This is a genomic window from Lachnoclostridium sp. An169 (assembly GCF_002160525.1).
Classification (GTDB): domain Bacteria; phylum Bacillota; class Clostridia; order Lachnospirales; family Lachnospiraceae; genus Mediterraneibacter; species Mediterraneibacter cottocaccae.
This window is the reverse complement of the sequence record NZ_NFKT01000003.1, coordinates 20,157-37,841: the sequence shown is the minus strand read 5'-3', so window position 1 is coordinate 37,841 and position 17,685 is coordinate 20,157. Positions and strand designations below refer to the sequence as shown.

Below are 17,685 nucleotides of genomic sequence, written 5' to 3'. Positions count from 1 at the left end.
GCTTTGCTTGAAAGGATGGTGTTTATTTATGATGTATCCTTATCTTACTCTTAATGATGACACGGAGATTACCCACTCGGAAATGCTCCCTGATGGACGTATCAAAGTGTATATTGAAACTCCGGACGAGAAAGACGGATTTCACAATGCAACCTGCTTTCTTCCCGGATACGAGTGGTCTGATATTAATGGCTATTCTGAAAATGAGATGAACTATTTCAAGAAACTGATCCGCGATAATGCACACCTGATCATGGAATTTTCGCAGGAAGGAGGATTCTCTGATGCCGCAAATCTTTAGAATCGGCTCTTATATCGTATATTTCTGGTCAAATGAAAATGACCCCCTCGAGCCGGTACATGTGCATATCGCAGAAGGACGAGCTTCTGCAAATACCACCAAAATCTAGATAACCAGTACTGGCAAAGCTCTGCTGTGCAATAACAATTCCAAAATTCCAGAGAAAGACCTGCAAGGATGGGATGAATAAAAAGCTTTGCTTCAGAGAGGAGGTGATCGAATGACAGGTACAGTCAGAACCAGAATCATTTCTGCACTCTGTTCGTTCTACCTGCTCTCTCTTTTTCTTACAGGGTGCAGTTCTTTCTCGGCATCAACAGAAGTCACCCCGGAAACACTCTACGCAGACAATCAAGATATCGATATGTTTGTATATAAGGATACCGCCTGGGTCAACGCCTCGAATGTGGACTGGGGCACTGAGCTTCAGCCGGAAGCGGTTAGCCAGATCGGAGAAGTGAAAAAAAGCGGTGTGACCAAAGACTTCAGGGACTGGGATGCCACCGTGCTCAAAGCAGGCACTGCCGTCTACAGCTGTCAGGACAAAGACGGAACGGAGCGGACCGATCTCCTGCTCGTGGAAGAAAGAGGAAACTTCACGCCTTATCTGAAATATGTGGAAGGGTAGAAAACAGGATCTTATATAGCCGATTGATTCAAAACAAAAATCAGTCGGCTGTTTTATACCCGGATATTCAAATTTGCTTAGACATTATTTTCTACTTTACTTTCATACTACATTTTAATATAATATGTAGCATAAAAGTAAGGTGATGAAATGCAAAAATCAGAACTGATAGAAAAAATTTTAGAAGAAAATAATGGAATTTTACGTTTAGAGGATGCCCTGCTCGCAGGAATTTCCAAAACATATACTCTTGATTTTATTAAAAAAAATAATTATGAACAGGTGGCAAGGGGAATTTATTTGTCTCCTGATGCATGGGAAGACGGTATGTATATCCTTCAGAAACGATACAAAGGAGTAGTTTTTTCCTATGAAACAGCGCTATATCTTTTGGAAATGGCAGATCGGGAACCACTCCAATATACGGTTACGACGAAATGGGGGTATAATCCCACCAACCTTACAAAGCAAGGGGTAAAAGTTTATACAGTAAAGAAAGAATGGTATCCTTTAGGAATAACACAGGCACATACTCCAATGGGACATATGGTGTACATCTACAATGCGGAAAGGACAATATGCGATATATTCCGGGGGAACAGCCGGGTTGAAATTCAGGACAGACAAACCGCTATAAGAGAGTATGCTGCAAGGGAAAAAAAGAATATTCCACGGCTAATGGAATATGCAAAAATTTTTAAAGTTGAGAAAATTATAAAGCAATATCTGGAGGTGCTATTATAATGATCCATACATCAAGACAGCTAAAAGCATTGGTACGGAATCGTTCTGGCGGGGACAGTGCAAAAGCGCAGACAATTATAAGAAATTATATTATGGAAAGATTGCTTGAACGTATTTCTTTGTCCAAATACCGGGATAGGCTCATCTTAAAAGGCGGAATGTTGGTTTCTGCTCTGGTTGGTTTGGAAAACAGGTCAACAATGGATATAGATACGACTATGAAAATCTTCCACTGTCAGCGGATGAGTTAGCAGATATCTTGACAGAAATTATGAAGATTGAAATAGACGATGGTATTATCTTTACGCTAAAAAAGGTGTCAGAAATTATGGATGAGGCTGAATATCCGGGTGTCCGGGCAATGTTGGAAGCACAGTTGGATACAATGCGGACACCTTTAAAAATAGATATTTCTACCGGGGATGTAATAACACCAGGAGAAATACAGTTTGAATACAAGCTGATGTTTGAAGAGCGGACGATTTCTATCTATACCTATAATATTGAAACAGTATTGGCAGAAAAACTTGAAACAGTCATTTCAAGAGGGACGGCAAATACAAGACTACGAGATTTTTATGACTTGTATATCTTACAGCAGGTAAGGAATATATCTGTTGATGAATTAAAACTGAAAATGGCATTGGAGGCAACAAGTAGAAAGAGGGCATCATATGAAATTATGCTACAGGGAGCCTCTATATTAGAGCAGATTTACAACGACACAGATATGAAAAAGTTGTGGATAAATTACCAGAAAAAATATGACTACGCAAGGGATTATACGTGGGATAAAGTCATGGAGTCTATAAAAACCTTATACGATAATATCCAAATTTAAGATCAGCCGGATAATCTTATCCGGCTGTTTCAGCTATTTCTTCCGTATATATTTAATGCATGCTATAATCACCAAAACCATCATAATCAGTCTGAGCAGGCTGCCCAGATATTGAAACAGCAGCAACAGAATTCCCAGTATATCCATGCTTTCCCCTCCTTTATAATTCCTTTTTAAAATATGCGAAGACTATCTGTATTTTTATTTTACATTATCCAGAAAGAAAATCAACGCTTTTTACATTATCAGACGCAACCATTGGTTGCCAAATGTAAAAAACGCATTCTGTGGAGGCTTCACATGAAAGAACTGAAAGAACGTTTAAGAGAAGAGCGCATCGCTCACCATTATACCCAGGCTTCACTCGCCAGTCATATTCACGTCACACGGCAGGCTGTATCAAAGTGGGAAAACGGGCGTGCTATCCCGGACATCGATATGATAAGAAAGCTTTGCAGGCTCTACGGTATTTCCATCGATAACCTGATCGGAGATGGCACGGATGAAAGAACCAGGCAGCCGGAAAGCATATCGGAGACGGCTCCGGAGGAGACTGTGAATAAGGACGGATCACAGACCTGGATAACAGAAACCGAGCTGTTTCTTATTCTGACATTGTTTTCTCTTGTCTCCTGTCTGATTCCCGTAGTCGGTCTTCTCGTGCCTTTCGGCATCTTTTTCTATAAAAAGAAGCTTTTTTATTTCTTTTTATGCGTTATATGTTTCATAATAAATCTTTTCTTTTTTCTTCTCTGTTTCAGCTGAGATATATGCCGACCGACATATCGCAGGGATTTCCTACAAAGTAAAGCAAAAAAAGACCAGAACAGCAGAATTTGCTCTGTCCGCTCTGGTCTTCTCTTGTCTTCGCTGCGGGGAATTTGTTTCTCCGCGAATATACTACTCTTCCGTCAATGTCTCAAGCCCAAGTTCTTTGAGCTGTTTCTCATCGACAACGCTGGGAGCCTCTGTCATCAGGCAGGATGCGTCTTTCACCTTCGGGAAGGCGATCACATCGCGGATGCTGTCCTGTTTTGCCATGAGCATGACAAGACGGTCCAGACCGTATGCCAGTCCTGCGTGAGGCGGAACTCCGTATTTGAAAGCATCCAGAAGGAATCCGAACTGGCTGTACGCCTGCTCTTTTGTAAATCCGAGCACCTCGAACATCTTTTCCTGGATATCATCCTGATGGATTCTGACACTTCCGCCACCGATCTCATTTCCGTTAAGCACGATATCGTAAGCTTTGGCGCGCACTTTCCCGGGCTCTGAATCGATGAGAGGAAGGTCCTCCTCCATGGGCATGGTAAACGGATGATGCATCGCCACATAACGGTTCTGCTCATCGCTCCACTCGAGAAGCGGGAATTCGGTGATCCATACAAAACGGTACTCGTTCTTATCGAGGAGTTCAAGCTGCTTCGCCAGTTCCACACGGAGCGCTCCCAGGGAATCCCATACCACTTTATTCTTATCCGCTGCGAACAGAAGCAGATCCCCCGGCTCGCCGCCCATTGCACTGATCAGGTTCTGCATCTCCCCGTCGCTCATGAATTTCGCGAAAGAAGACTTCACCGTGCCGTCCTCCTGGATGGCAACATAAGCCAGACCCTTTGCGCCGTAATCTTTTACAAATGCCGTCAGCTTGTCGATCTTCTTTCTCGGCATTGCGCCCTGTCCCTTGGCGTTGATGCCCCGGACGCTGCCGCCGTTTTCGATGGCACCTGTAAATACTCCGAATCCGCAGCCTTTCACCACATCCGTAACGTCAACAAGCTCCATGCCGAAACGAAGATCCGGTTTGTCGGAGCCGAAGCGGTCCATCGCCTCCTGCCATGTCATTCTCTGAATCGGAAGCTGCACGTCTACATCAAGAACTTCCTTGAATAATTTTGCCAGATATTTTTCATTTACCGCAATCACGTCATCCACATCCACGAAGGAAAGCTCCATGTCGATCTGGGTAAACTCCGGCTGCCGGTCCGCGCGCAGGTCTTCATCGCGGAAACATCTGGCGATCTGGATATAGCGGTCGAATCCGGAGCACATCAGGAGCTGCTTGTAGAGCTGCGGAGACTGGGGCAGGCCATAGAAGCTGCCCGGATGGATACGGCTGGGCACAAGATAGTCTCTCGCCCCCTCCGGCGTGCTTTTTCCCAGCATCGGAGTCTCGATCTCCAGAAATCCTTCATTTGCAAAGAACTGGCGCGTCAGTGTCATCACACGGCTCTTCATCAGAAGATTTCTCTGCAGATCCGGTCTTCTCAAATCCAGATAACGGTATTTCAGACGGACCTCCTCCCTTGTCTTGGAGTCCTCTTCCACCGGGAACGGCGGAGTCAGAGACTCGGAGAGAATCCGAAGCTCTGTGGGGAGAATCTCAATCTCACCTGTGGCGATCTTGTCGTTGACCGCGCCGGAGCGTCTTGCCACTTTTCCCACAAATGCGACCACATATTCGGAGCGGAGTCCTGCTGCCTTCTCAAGAAGAGCCGGATCCGTTTTGCCTTCCTCGCATACCACCTGGATGATTCCCGAGCGGTCGCGCACGTCCACAAACACAAGTCCTCCTTTATTTCTGTTCTTCTGCACCCATCCCATGATGGTCACTGTTTCGCCGACTTCCGCCGCAGTCAGTTCACCGCACCGGTGGGTTCTTTTCAATCCCTGCATTGATTCAGCCATAACTGTCTCATACCTTCCTTTCTATAATTGATCCACAGAATCGCGGTAGCACTCTGTAATATCGGAATATCCTTCCGCCTCAAGCTGTTCTTTCTGGAACTTCTTGTTCTTCTTCATATTGGCGATCATCACCTGTTTTCCGGCCTCACGCTCTGCCTTCGCCAGAGAGAGGATCTTGAGCATGCCTTCCTGTGGCATATTCTTCTCGATCAGGAACGCTTTCTTCGGCTTGCTCGTAGGCACTTTATAGCCGCGCTCGAGAAGGAGCATGACGATCCGCTCAAAGCCGATGGAAAATCCGACTGCAGGAGTATCCTGTCCGGTAAACTTTCCGATCATCTTGTCATAGCGTCCGCCGCCTCCCACGCTGCCGCCGAACTCGTCCATGGAGATCTCAAAGATCGTCCCTGTATAGTAGGACATACCGCGCACCAGAGTGGGGTCGAATTTCATGCGGAAATCCGCTTCTTTTGCGCTCTCCACGCTTGTGATGATCATTTCCAGGGAATCCGCCGCCTCCGGAGCAAGGAATCCGGAAAGTTTTTCCTTGCACATGCGCACACCTTCCACATCATCCGTAATCTCCTGAAACAGCGCCAGATATTTATCTACGGACTCTTCCGGATAACCGTTTTCCTTCAGCTCCGCCGCCACGCCGTCGAGTCCGATCTTGTCCATCTTGTCCAGAGTGATAAACACGCTGTCATAATCCTCTTCCGCAAATCCGCTGTACGCTGCCATTGCCTTTAAGAAGCGGCGGTCATTGATGCGGATGGTAAAGTTGTGGAAATCCAGTTTTCCCAGAAGCGCCGTAGTGGCAAGGATCAGCTCGATCTCCGCCAGGTTGGAAGGCTCTCCCAGAATATCGATATCACACTGCATGAACTGGCGGAAACGGCCTCTCTGGGGACGGTCTGCCCGCCATACATTTCCCATCTGCAGGGCCTTAAAAGGCGACGGAAGTTCATTTGCGTGGTTCGCATAGTATCTGGACAGGGGAACCGTCAGATCATAGCGCAGACCGCTGTCCACAAGGTCCGCCTCCTCCTTCGCCTCATCCAGTTTTAATTTCTCTCCTCTCTTCAGGATCTTGAAGATCAGCTTCTCGTTGTCACCGCCCTGTTTGCTGCACAGATTTTCAATATGCTCCACACAGGGTGTCTCCATGGAAGAAAATCCATATGTCTTATAAGTCTCCTTGATCAGACTGATCACATAATCGCGGATCTCCATCTCAGAGGGCATAATGTCTTTCATCCCGGTAACCGGTTTCTTTTTCAGCGCCATAGCAATTCTCCTTTTCGTTCTATCATTTCGTCAATACGGCTGATATACTCCGTAATGTTCTTAACATTCTCGATCCGGATCAGGTTCGTCTCCTTCCCGTTCTTCATCCGGATCTTCTCCGGCAGCACGAACTTCGTCGAGGCGCCGGCCCCGGCGGCAAGGATCGTCTGCTTTTCTTCCATAATAAGTATATTGTATATTCCGGCTTTGTCAACCTTTGCATAGCCAACATTTTCAAAATTTCCCGCAATATTTTTCTGCCGGTAGAGATAATAGGGCACAAGTCCCATTCTGGCAGCGCTCCCGGCAGCCTCTTCGATCATCCGGTCGATCTCCGTATGCATATCTGCCGCCCTTCCCTCCTGCCCGAACCTCGCCGCCCGCTTGATGGCAAGCGCGTGGACGGTCAGGCTGTCCGGCGCAAGCGCCTCCACTCTGCGCAGGGTATCCTCCATGTCCTCCGCCGTCTCCCCCGGAAGCCCGGCGATCAGATCCATGTTGATATTGTCAAAGCCCAGACTGCGGGCCATGCGGAAAGCTTCTTCCACCTGCGCCACCGTATGTTTTCTTCCAACCAGATCAAGAGTCTTCTGCTGCATGGTCTGGGGATTGATGGAAATACGCGTCACCGGATATTTACGGATCACGGCAAGCTTTTCTTCCGTGATGCTGTCCGGTCTTCCCGCCTCCACGGTGAACTCCAGGGCGTGCTCCACATCGAAACACTCCGCGATAGTGCCGAGCAGCCGGTCAAGCTGTCCGGCAGTCAGCGTGGTGGGCGTGCCCCCGCCGATGTAAACCGTATCCGGCGCCGGCTTTCCCTCCGGTGCTTCTATCCCCGCACCCGTGCGCGCCACGCGATTTTTCGCCATCTTTCCCAGTGCGCGGATCTCTTTTTCCAGAGCGTTCAGATAGTCTTCCACCCGATCCTTCCACTCTGCAATGGGGGAAGAACTGAAGGAACAGTAGGAGCATACACTGGGACAGAATGGGATTCCCGCATACAGGCTGAAACCATCCCGGCAGTTCAGAAGATCAAGCTGGTGCTTCTCCCGGCACGCCACCTCGTAGGCGAGCTCCGCTTTCTCCCGGCTCACGAAATCGTCCTCCATAAAGGAACGGACGATCTCCTCTCTGTACTGCCCTTCCTCGATCTTCTGCATCGCCATCTTGGTAGGGCGCACGCCGGTGAGCATGCCCCAGGCAAGTTTCCGACCGGTCTGTTCGGAAAGATGCCGGTACACCCGGCGGGTTACTTCCCATTTTTCCACCTGGAGGGGATCGTGATCCGCCTGTTCAGAGCCGGGTCCCCAGACCTCCCCCGGAGTCACAGAGAAAACAGTACCGTCCGCCAGTTTCAGAGTCACCAGAGTCTCCTGCCCTTCATCCACCTTCTGTGTGATCTCCTCCTCCGGGAAAAATGCTTTCACGATATGGTAGACATTGTAGGTAAATTTGTTTTTCTTACTTGCTATTTCAATCATTGCACTCATATTCCTTCCAGGCATACATTTCCAGACTGAAAAAACGGGCTGCCCCGGGGACAGCCCGCCTTCATGTCCTATATAAACATCCTATATAAACGGATTATACCTCTTCTCATACCCGATGGTCGTCTCTTCCATATGTCCCGGATACACCTTCGTCTCCTCCGGCAGGGCCATCAGTTTCTCCCGCACCGAGCGGACCAGCTGGCTGCTGCTTCCAGTGGGAAGATCCGTCCTTCCGATGGAGCCGTGGAACAGGGTGTCTCCGCTGATCAGCACGTTCTCCGCCGGAATATAATAGCAGCATCCGCCGATGGTGTGTCCCGGCGTGTAGATTACATGCACTTCGATCCCCGCCACTTCAAGAACCTGCCCGTCGGTGAGATACTCTGCCCCGGAGAATGTATACGGCCTGCCGAACATCCCCAGGGAGGAATTCAGGTTCGCGTCCTCCAGGACCTTTTTCTCCTCCTGGTACGCGTACACCGGCACCGGAAATTCTTTCAGGAAATCATCCAGTCCCATGATATGGTCAAAATGTCCGTGGGTGAGCAGCACCGCCCGCACCCGAAGCCCTTCCCGGCGTATATGTCCGGTCAGCTCCGGCGGACATGCCGCCGGGTCTGTCACGAAACACTCTTTCGTCTCTTCATTTCTCACAATATAACAGTTTGTCCCGATGGGACCGATCACAAATTTCTCTATTTTAATCATCCGGTCGTCCTCTCTATGTCAATCACGCTTTCAATCTGTCTGAGCTTCTCGATCACAGTGTTCAGCTCTTCCCTGCCATGGACGATAAATCCCATGTCCAGTGTGGCGGTTCCCTTCTTGCTGGTGCGGATATTCATGTTCTTCACATCGATCTTCGCCTCGGTAAACACCTTGGAAATATCCATCAGAAGCCCCTGCCTGTCGTGGGCGTACATCTTAAGTTCCGCCAGATACTGGCCGCCCTCATCGCTGTCCGCCGTATCCTCCCACTCCGCGTCAATCAGCCTCTCCCGCTCGGCAGCGGAGAGATGGAGCATATTCACACAGTCCGTGCGGTGGATGGACATCCCCCGTCCCCGGGTGACGAATCCCACGATCTCATCTCCCGGCACCGGATTACAGCACTTGGAGAACCGGACTGCCATATCGTCGATCCCCTTGACCACGATGCCGCTCTTGGACTTGGCGATGTGCACCTTCTGGCTGTTCGCCTCGGCGATCTTCTCCAGGATCGTCTCGTCCGTGATCTCCTTTTTGTGTTCTTTCTCATATTCTTCCAGAAGCCGGTTCACTACCTGGCCTTCCTTGAGTCCGCCGTGTCCGATGGCAGCCAGGACAGCATCCCAGTCGCGGAAGCCGTACTTCTTCTGAACCACCTGCTGATATTTGGGCTTCAGAATATCGTTCAGCGCAATGCTCTTACTCTTACAGTATGCGGAAATGAGTTCCTTCCCGCGGACAATATTCTCCTCCTTGAATTCCCTCTTAAACCACTGGTTGATCTTGTTCTTCGCCTGTGTGCTCTTGACGATGTTCAGCCAGTCGCGGCTGGGTCCCTTGGAATTCTGGGAAGTCAGGATCTCAATTCGATCCCCGTTCTGAATCTTGTAGTCAATGTTGACGAGCTTGCCGTTCACCCTCGCCCCCACCATCTTGTTGCCCACCGCGCTGTGGATGGCATAGGCGAAATCCACCGGCGTGGAGCCGTTCGGCAGGTTCTTCACATCTCCGTTGGGCGTAAAGCAGTAGACGTCCTCCTGGAACAGGTCCAGGTCGCCTTTGAGCAGGCTCAGGAACTCCCGGTTGTCGGACATGTCCCTCTGCCACTCCAGGATCTGCCTGAGCCAGTTGAGCTTCTCCTCTTCCCGTGCCTTCACGTTCTTCGTGGCGTCTCCGCCCTCCTTGTATTTCCAGTGGGCAGCGATACCGTACTCAGCCGTCTTGTGCATCTCCTCCGTGCGGATCTGGATCTCGAAAGGCTGTCCCGACGGTCCCATCAGCGTAGTGTGGAGAGACTGGTACATATTCGGCTTGGGCATGGCAATGTAGTCCTTGAACCTTCCCGGAATCGGGGTGTACATCTCATGGATCACGCCCAGGGCGGCATAGCAGTCCTTCACCGTGTCCACAATAATGCGGACCGCGAACAGATCATACACCTGATCCAGCGTCTTGTTCTGGTTCACCATCTTCTTGTAAATGCTGAAGAAATGCTTGACGCGTCCGTACACCTTGGCGTTGATATGTGCATTCTTCATATGTTTGGAAACTTCCGCGACGATCTGCTGTACAAACTCCTCCCGCTCCGTCTTCCGGGCGTTCAGATCCTTCACAAGCTGATAGTACACTTCCGGCTGATAGTATTTCAGCGACAGGTCGTCCAGTTCCGTCTTGATCTTCGATATACCGAGCCGCTGGGCGATGGGGGCATAGATGTCCATCGTCTCACGGGCTTTTTCCTTCTGTTTCTCCGGTGTCATAAACTCCAGCGTCCGCATGTTGTGCAGCCGGTCCGCCAGCTTTATGATAATCACCCGGATATCCTTGGCCATGGCGAGGAACATCTTTCTTAAATTCTCCGCCTGGACCTCCAGTTTATCCTGGGCGTAATTGAGCTGTCCCAGTTTCGTGACGCCGTCCACGAGAAGGGCAACCTCCTCGCCGAACTCTCTTGTGATATCGTCCAGCGTCATCTCCGTATCTTCCACCGCGTCGTGGAGCATGCCGGCGACAATAGTCTCCTTGTCCATCTCCAGATCCGCAAGTATGATTCCTACCCAGAGCGGGTGAATGATATACGGCTCCCCTGATTTTCTCACCTGATCTTTGTGGGCTTCCTTCCCGATTCTGTAAGCCTTTTCGATCATGGAAATATCCGCAGAAGGATGATACTTTCTCACCCTTGCGACCAGCGCCTGATATAATTCTTCAGGGTCCTGATAATCTTCCGGCGCTTTTACGGCATGGCCGTCTACGATTTCGAGATTTTTATTCAGCTGTTCATATTCCAGAGTACCTGCCATATCGAATCCCCCTTCCCTGTTTCTCCTGTGTATCCGTCATTCTTTCATATGTCAGACATTAATATTACTTAGTATATCACCATTTTACGCATTTTCAAACCTTTTTCTGCTCCGGAGCGCTCCGGATTACTGATAATTCATAATCGTCAGCTGCAGGGTCCGCCTTCCCATGTACTCATTCACTGACGGATAGTAGGTAAAAGACATGACCGGTTTTCGCTCCATCGCTTTCAGACACTCCTCCACATCGCCGAAATAGACGGCTTCCATCTGGTTCCCTTTCGCGTCTTCCAGCCGGCACTTGAGCACGTTGCGGTTTCTTCCGAAAATCCTCGGGCTGATTACCCGCAGGTTCCGCTCCGCAAAGAGAGGCTTTGCGTTTCCTTTTCCAAAAGGTTCCAGCAGCTCCAGCTCTCCGATCAGTTCTTCAGTTATGTAGGGGAAGGGGAGCTGCATGTCAATGGAGACCTTCATCTGCAGGTCGTCTTCCGTCAGCTCCGCCAGATCATTGATGGTGCGGCGGAAGAGATCTACATTTTTCTCCTCCAGAGAAAGCCCCGCCGCCAGCTTGTGGCCTCCGAACTTGGTAAACAGTTCCCGGCAGCGGCTCATCTCGGCAAACATGTCGTATGTCTCAATGGACCGCCCGGATCCCTTTACGCCCTCTTCCGCCTTTGTAAGGACGAATACAGGACGGTAATAGCGCTCCCGGATACGTCCGGCGATAATCCCGGCGATACTCTCATGACAGTCCGGAAGATAGACAACCAGCACCTTGTCATCTTTCAGATCCGTGCTCTCGATCATCCGCACCGCCTCTTCCACGCCTTTCTCCGTCATCTCTTTGCGGCTGTCATTGAGGGCTTTCAAATCCTCTGCCAGCATAACCGCCTCCCGTCTGTTCTTCGCATTCAGAAGCTCCAGGGCCCGTTTCGCCGTATCCAGCCTGCCGCTGGCGTTGATGCAGGGTCCCAGGACAAAACCGATGTGATAGGCAGAAAGCCGTTCCACGTCAATTCCGGTACACTCGATCAGAGCTTTCAGTCCCGGATTCTTCGTGCGTTTGAGCATCTCCAGCCCCTGTTTGACAAAGATCCGGTTCTCCCCGATCAGATCCATTACATCCCCCACGGTGGCGATGGCAACATTTTCCATAAGATAATCCACGTCCTCCGGATCCCGCTGCATCACGTTGTAGAGGGCCTCCACCAGCTTGTATGCCACCCCTGCGCCGCAGAGCCCCTTAAAGGGATATTCGCAGTCCGCCCGGTGGGGATCCACAACTGCGTCCGCCCGGGGCAGGATGTAGCGTTTCTCCCCGTTTTCTTCCAGATAGGGAACTTCATGGTGATCCGTCACAATCACTGTCAGCCCGTGTTCTTTTCCATAGGCGATCTCAGCTGCCGCCGCAATCCCGTTGTCACAGGTAATAATCGTATCAATACCGTCGTCCAGCGCCCGGTCGATGAGCATCCGGTTCAGCCCGTAGCCGTCTTTGATCCGGTCCGGAATGTCCGTATCCACCTCCGCGCCCAGCCCGGAAAGTCCCTCCTGCAGGATGTAGGTGGCATTCACCCCGTCAATATCATAATCCCCGATGATCCGTATGGGCCGCTCTTCCCGGATCTTCTCCGCCAGAATCTCCACTGCCCGGTCCATATCCTTCATCAGCATCCCGTCGTAGAGATCGGCGATCGTTCCGTTCAGATAGAAGTCAACCTCCTGGTCCCCGATCACATCCCGGTTTCGGATCAGGCGGGCAATAATGGGAGAAATATGGTACTTCTCCGCAATTTTATTAAAATCTGCTTTCTTCATGGTAATAAACCATTTTTCCATAACAAGTGCCTCCCGGGGCGGTCAGCGCCGCCTCTTTTGTCTGCGCATGCCTGCTGCTTTTTACAGAGAAGCCTGCCCGGCGGCATCCGCACATCGTCTGTGCTCCTCCGCCCGGCAGGCTTCCCCGCTTTTTATTACTGTCTTCTCTTTTTCTTCTTTTTCTTCGGCTTCGCCGCACTGTTTGCGCTCTGTACCGCACTTGATGCAGCCGCCTTATCCTCAACGCCCTCAGTGTTCATGGTGATCACCGCCTGCTCTGCAGCAGCCAGCTCTTTCGCCCCTGCGCCGACTTTCGTCTTCATCACATACCAGAGTGCTCCGGTAATGCAGATGGATGTATAAGTACCGCAGGCGATACCTACCATCAGCGGCGCCGCGAACTCTTTAATGGAGCTTACGCCCAGGATAAAGAGGACGACAACCATGATAAATGTAGTCAGGTTTGTATAGATACTTCTCGTCAGCGTCCGCATGATACAGTCGTTGACAAGATCTTTCAGGCTCATGTTCTTCGGCTTCGTCTTCAGCTCCTCGCGGATACGGTCGAAGATAACGATGGTTGCATTGATCGAGTATCCGACGATGGTCAGCATACATGCGATAAACGTGCTTCCCACGGAAACCCGGGCGATCACATAGAACGCCAGTACAACGAGCACGTCATGCACCAGAGCCACAACCGCACTGGTCGCAAAACGGATATCCTTGAAACGGAACCAGATATAGAGCAGCATACAGATCGTCGCAATAACAACCGCGATCACCGCATCCATTCTCATCTCCCCGCTGACCGTGGAGCTGATGTTGTTGGTCTCAATATCCTTCTCCGGATTCACGCCGTAATTGTCTTCCATATACTGTGCGAACGCCTCACGCTCCTCAAGACCGAGTGTCTGAGTCTTGAAGATTACCTGGTTGCTGTCGCGGACGGTCTGTACCTGGATGTTCACATCTCCGGTGATCTCCTCCAGATCCGGAATCATCTGGCTGTCCACTTCCTCCAGGGTGTACGGCTGATCGAAAGTAACCGTTGTGGAACTTCCGCCTGCAAAGTCAAGACCGTAATTCATGGCCCCGATGCCCCGTGCATGGTTGATTCCCATAAACACAAATCCGCTCAGGCACATGATGATGGAAATAACAAAGAACACATGTCTCTTCCCTACGAAGTCGATGGCTTTCCGCTTCTTGAGCAGACGTCCGTACAGCTTCTTATTGCGGAGTCCCACCGCATAGAAGGAGTAAATGATCAGTCTGGTAACAAGAAGTGCGGTAAACATGGAAACCACGATACCAAGCGCCAGTGTCTGCGCAAAACCGCGGATGGAACCGCTGCCCCGCAGCCAGAGAACAGCCGCAGCGATCAGTGTGGTCACGTTTCCGTCGATAATCGCGGACATGGCCTTGTGGAACCCGGCATGCAGCGCGCTGCGCACGGATTTTCCCTCTGTCAGTTCCTCCTTTACACGGGCGAATATGATGACGTTCGCATCCACCGCCATACCGATACTCAGGATAATACCGGCAATACCGGAGATCGTCAGTGTAATGTCAAATGCATTCAGCAGGACGAGAACCAACCCCGTATAGATCAGAAGGGCAAGACTGGATGCCAGTCCCGGCAGATAATAAACGCAGATCATAAAGATGCATACGATCGCCAGTCCGATAGCTCCTGCGAGAAGGCTGGTTGTAACCGCTTCTTCACCGAGCTGTGCGCCCACCACCTGGGAGGTCATTTCTTCCAGTTCCACGTTCAGGCCTCCGATACGGATGGTGGAGGCAAGGTTCTCCGCCTCCTCGTAAGAAGCCATTCCTTCGATCTCTGCCTGGCCGTTCTCAATGGCAGTGTTTACTCTTGGCACGCTTACAAGCTGTCCGTCGTAGTAAATGGCGATCGTCTCGCCTTTTGCTGCCGCTTCTGTTGTGGCATCGGCAAATTTTGTCGTACCTTCCTCTGTCATGGTAAGCTGAACAACATACTTGGTTGCGCCGGTCTTCTGGTCCTGTCCGGCAGCCGCCGATGCACTCTCCACATCCGTTCCGGTAAGAACAATACTTCCATCCGCTTCCAGCTCATCAATGGACTTGTTCAGCTCATAAGCTGTACCGTCCGCATTCACCTGATAGTTCGGATTCCCCTCGCTGTCATTCTGCCGGATGAAATACAGGTTTCCCGGCTGTCCCAGCTCTGTCAGAATCTCGTTTGCGTCCTGGACACCCGGGATCTCAATGCTGATCCGGTTGTCGCCTTCCTGATATGCCTGTGCCTCTGTGCTGTACTCCTCCACACGTCTCTGGAGCTTGTAAACCGTATCGTCCATATCCTCCTGAGACGGCGTGTCGCCCTTTACCTGGTACGTGATGCTCACGCCTCCCTCCAGGTCCAGACCGAGATTGATGTTCTTTGCCGCCCCCATACCGTTCAGATCGATGCCGAGCACGGTTGTGACCCCGAGAAGGATCATCACGGCAACAACAAGGATCAGGCTCAAAATTCCTTTGCTTCTGTTCATGATCTGCATCCCTTTCTTACTCGTCTGCCAAAGCAGCTTTTATCATAATCGCGCATTCCACTCGCTTGCGCTCCATCTCGCAGCTCACCTCATAGGTGTCATTGATGTTGTGATGGAATTTATATGAATTTGCCATACAGCCTCCGCTGCAGTAAAATCTGGCAAAACATGTCCTGCAGCTCTCTTTGGAATAGACGCTGCATCCCCGGAACTCTTCCGCGATCTCCGGCTTCGTGATGCCCTCGTCCACATTTCCCATAAGGAACTCTTCCTGTCCCACAAACTGATGGCAGGGATAGAGGTCTCCCCATGGCGTCACCGCCAGGTACTCGGTTCCCGAACCGCATCCGGAAAGCCGTTTGGACACACAGGGACCGCCCTCCAGATCAATCATAAAGTGGAAGAAAGTAAATCCTCTTCCCTCCCGCTCGCGGTCCACCATAATCTTCGCGAGCTTGTCATACTCCGCGAAAATCTGCGGCAGATCCTCTTTCCGGATGGCATAGGGATCTGTGTCATCTCCCACCACCGGCTCGATGGACATCTGCTCGAATCCCAGATCTGCGAAATGCAGCACATCATTGGAAAAGTCCAGGTTGTCTCTGGTAAATGTCCCGCGGATGTAATATTTCTGCTGCTTTCTGCTCTCCGCCAGTTTCTGGAACTTGGGAACGATCAGGTCGTAGCTGCCTTTTCCGTTCCGGAACGGACGCATCCGGTCATTGACCTCTTTCCTTCCGTCCAGGCTCAGGACCACGTTGTCCATCTCCCTGTTCAGGAAGTCCTGGATCTCGTCATTGAGAAGAACGCCGTTCGTCGTCAGCGTAAATCGGAAATGTTTGTCATAGATCTTTTCCTGCTCGCGCCCGTAAGCCACCAGGTCCTTGACAACCTGCCAGTTCATCAGCGGTTCGCCGCCAAAGAAATCCACTTCCAGGTTATGCCTGCTGCCGGAATTCGCGATCAGGAAATCCAACGCCTTCTTTCCCACCTCGAAGGACATCAGCGCCCTTCTGCCGTGATACTCGCCCTCCTCTGCAAAGCAGTACTTACAGGCAAGATTACAGTCATGGGCAATGTGAAGACAGAGCGCCTTTACAACTGTCTTTCTCTTCTTCACAACATCCACATAGTCCTCGTAGATATCTTTCGTAAACAGTCTGCCCTGCTCTGTCAGCTCCGTAACAGCCTCCAGAATATCCTGCAGGTCTTCCTGCGGGTATGTACCTCCCCGCTTTTCAGCCAGATAAGCAGCAGTCCGGGGATCCTTAAGTGTCTCGACAGTATGGTTCTCATTCTGTTCATTCAGGGCGGCAATCACATCGTAAGCCTCCTGGTCCACCACATGGACAGCACCGCTGTTTACATCGAGGACGATATTATATCCATTGTTCTGATACTGGTGTATCACAACGATACCTCTCTTTCATCATTAGATTATCAAATTTATCCGATCCTCTTTATCCGATCAGCAAATTTGCAGGGACACGCGTAAGGCAGCGGACATAAGCCGCTGCCTTCCCCCTGATTCTTTTTACACGTTACAAAAACAGACTATTTCCTGTTCTCACATGTCTGATTTCCGACTGTGCAGGATGTCTTGCAGGCAGACTGACATGATGTCTGGCACTCGCCGCATCCGCCTTTCTTTACTGTGTTGTTTAATGTCTGTGTATTCAATGTCTTGATGTGTTTCATGTCACAACCTCCTGTTCTTTCTCATTTTCTGCTCGTAACATTATATCACATGACATCAGGTTTTTAAAGAGTTTTTTTACGCAATCATTCCTCCCAGCATTCCGCCGCCTGCGCAGAGCAGAAATGTGGTGATCAGACCGCTGATCTCCGACTGAAGGGAATGGTACAGCCCCAGTGAGATCAGCACAAGAAGCAAAAAATAGAGAATCCCCGCCAGAAGCCCCCAGAGAAACTTCCTGCTCCCGGTCAGTTTTCCCATCACAAACCCGCCTGCAAACGTCGAGATCACATAGATCAGCGTGATTCCCGCATTGACGTTTTCTTCGCTGAGTCCCATTTTATATAGAAGAAGTGTCAGAATCAGCAGAAAAATTCCCGTCACCACATATGCGCAGAGCAGAGATTTGATCATCCAGACCGCTTTTCCTGCGATACCTTCCCCGCTTCTGCCCGCTCCCGTGCCGGCAGCCGTGCTTTCCCTGCGCACCCTGCCTGCACTTGTGCTCCGCATCCTGCTTTTGATTCCGCCTGCTTTTTTCTCCATCCTCATGTCCCTCCCGGATTTCAGTCAATTCTTTCACGATTCTCTGACGCAAAGTCCGGCAGGGCAGTTACCCGGGCGACGCTCGCCGCATCAGT

At 50.6% G+C, this 17,685-nt stretch carries 15 protein-coding genes and 1 pseudogene; 6 read left to right on the top strand and 10 right to left on the bottom strand.

What is annotated here, in order from left to right:
* Positions 1-28: 28 nt before the first annotated feature.
* The 6 genes and pseudogenes from B5F07_RS03065 (at position 29) to B5F07_RS03040 (ending at position 3,279) form a co-directional block, all read left to right on the top strand.
* Positions 29-301 carry a hypothetical protein gene (locus B5F07_RS03065; protein ID WP_087159814.1) on the top strand — a complete coding sequence of 91 codons (273 nt, stop codon included), beginning with the start codon at positions 29-31 and terminating at the stop codon, positions 299-301.
* Positions 285-410, top strand: coding sequence for a DUF4160 domain-containing protein (locus tag B5F07_RS23515; RefSeq protein WP_242972413.1), 126 nt, complete (start codon positions 285-287; stop codon positions 408-410). Before B5F07_RS03065 ends, B5F07_RS23515 begins: the two co-directional genes overlap by 17 nt.
* A gap of 111 nt (positions 411-521) precedes the next feature.
* On the top strand, positions 522-929 hold the full coding sequence (locus B5F07_RS03055; RefSeq protein ID WP_087159813.1) for a hypothetical protein: 408 nt from the start codon (positions 522-524) through the stop codon (positions 927-929).
* Positions 930-1,079: 150 nt separating this feature from the next.
* A complete protein-coding gene (locus B5F07_RS03050) occupies positions 1,080-1,673 on the top strand; it encodes a type IV toxin-antitoxin system AbiEi family antitoxin domain-containing protein (RefSeq protein WP_087159812.1) in 594 nt (197 codons plus the stop codon).
* Positions 1,673-2,514 (top strand): annotated as a pseudogene (locus B5F07_RS03045) (nucleotidyl transferase AbiEii/AbiGii toxin family protein). The gene B5F07_RS03050 and the pseudogene B5F07_RS03045 overlap by 1 nt, the downstream one beginning before the upstream one ends.
* Positions 2,515-2,814: 300 nt before the next feature.
* On the top strand, positions 2,815-3,279 hold the full coding sequence (locus tag B5F07_RS03040; RefSeq protein ID WP_162613044.1) for a helix-turn-helix transcriptional regulator: 465 nt from the start codon (positions 2,815-2,817) through the stop codon (positions 3,277-3,279).
* 135 nt (positions 3,280-3,414) lie between these two features.
* Here B5F07_RS03040 and aspS read toward each other — a convergent pair whose 3' ends face one another.
* From aspS to B5F07_RS02990, 10 genes are all read right to left on the bottom strand, one after another.
* Positions 3,415-5,202: an aspartate--tRNA ligase gene (aspS, locus tag B5F07_RS03035; protein WP_087159810.1), complete on the bottom strand. Its 1,788-nt coding sequence runs from the start codon at positions 5,200-5,202 to the stop codon at positions 3,415-3,417.
* Positions 5,203-5,223: 21 nt separating this feature from the next.
* The gene (hisS, locus tag B5F07_RS03030; RefSeq protein WP_087159809.1) at positions 5,224-6,489 is read right to left on the bottom strand and encodes a histidine--tRNA ligase; all 1,266 of its coding nucleotides are present in this window, start codon (positions 6,487-6,489) and stop codon (positions 5,224-5,226) included.
* Positions 6,480-7,973, bottom strand: coding sequence for a coproporphyrinogen dehydrogenase HemZ (gene hemZ, locus B5F07_RS03025; protein ID WP_087159808.1), 1,494 nt, complete (start codon positions 7,971-7,973; stop codon positions 6,480-6,482). Before hemZ ends, hisS begins: the two co-directional genes overlap by 10 nt.
* A 90-nt stretch (positions 7,974-8,063) precedes the next feature.
* On the bottom strand, positions 8,064-8,687 hold the full coding sequence (locus B5F07_RS03020; protein WP_087160011.1) for an MBL fold metallo-hydrolase: 624 nt from the start codon (positions 8,685-8,687) through the stop codon (positions 8,064-8,066).
* On the bottom strand, positions 8,687-10,993 hold the full coding sequence (locus tag B5F07_RS03015; protein WP_087159807.1) for a RelA/SpoT family protein: 2,307 nt from the start codon (positions 10,991-10,993) through the stop codon (positions 8,687-8,689). Before B5F07_RS03015 ends, B5F07_RS03020 begins: the two co-directional genes overlap by 1 nt.
* A gap of 126 nt (positions 10,994-11,119) precedes the next feature.
* Positions 11,120-12,832, bottom strand: coding sequence for a single-stranded-DNA-specific exonuclease RecJ (gene recJ / locus B5F07_RS03010; RefSeq protein ID WP_087159806.1), 1,713 nt, complete (start codon positions 12,830-12,832; stop codon positions 11,120-11,122).
* 134 nt (positions 12,833-12,966) lie between these two features.
* Positions 12,967-15,348, bottom strand: a complete 2,382-nt coding sequence (gene secD, locus B5F07_RS03005; RefSeq protein ID WP_087160010.1) for a protein translocase subunit SecD — start codon at positions 15,346-15,348, stop codon at positions 12,967-12,969.
* Between the two features lie 16 nt (positions 15,349-15,364).
* Complete coding sequence (scfB, locus tag B5F07_RS03000; protein WP_087159805.1) at positions 15,365-16,759, bottom strand: thioether cross-link-forming SCIFF peptide maturase; 1,395 nt, start codon at positions 16,757-16,759, stop codon at positions 15,365-15,367.
* 143 nt (positions 16,760-16,902) lie between these two features.
* Complete coding sequence (gene scfA, locus B5F07_RS02995; RefSeq protein WP_072524833.1) at positions 16,903-17,046, bottom strand: six-cysteine ranthipeptide SCIFF; 144 nt, start codon at positions 17,044-17,046, stop codon at positions 16,903-16,905.
* 76 nt (positions 17,047-17,122) lie between these two features.
* A complete protein-coding gene (locus B5F07_RS02990) occupies positions 17,123-17,458 on the bottom strand; it encodes a TIGR04086 family membrane protein (protein ID WP_242972426.1) in 336 nt (111 codons plus the stop codon).
* Positions 17,459-17,685 lie beyond the last annotated feature (227 nt).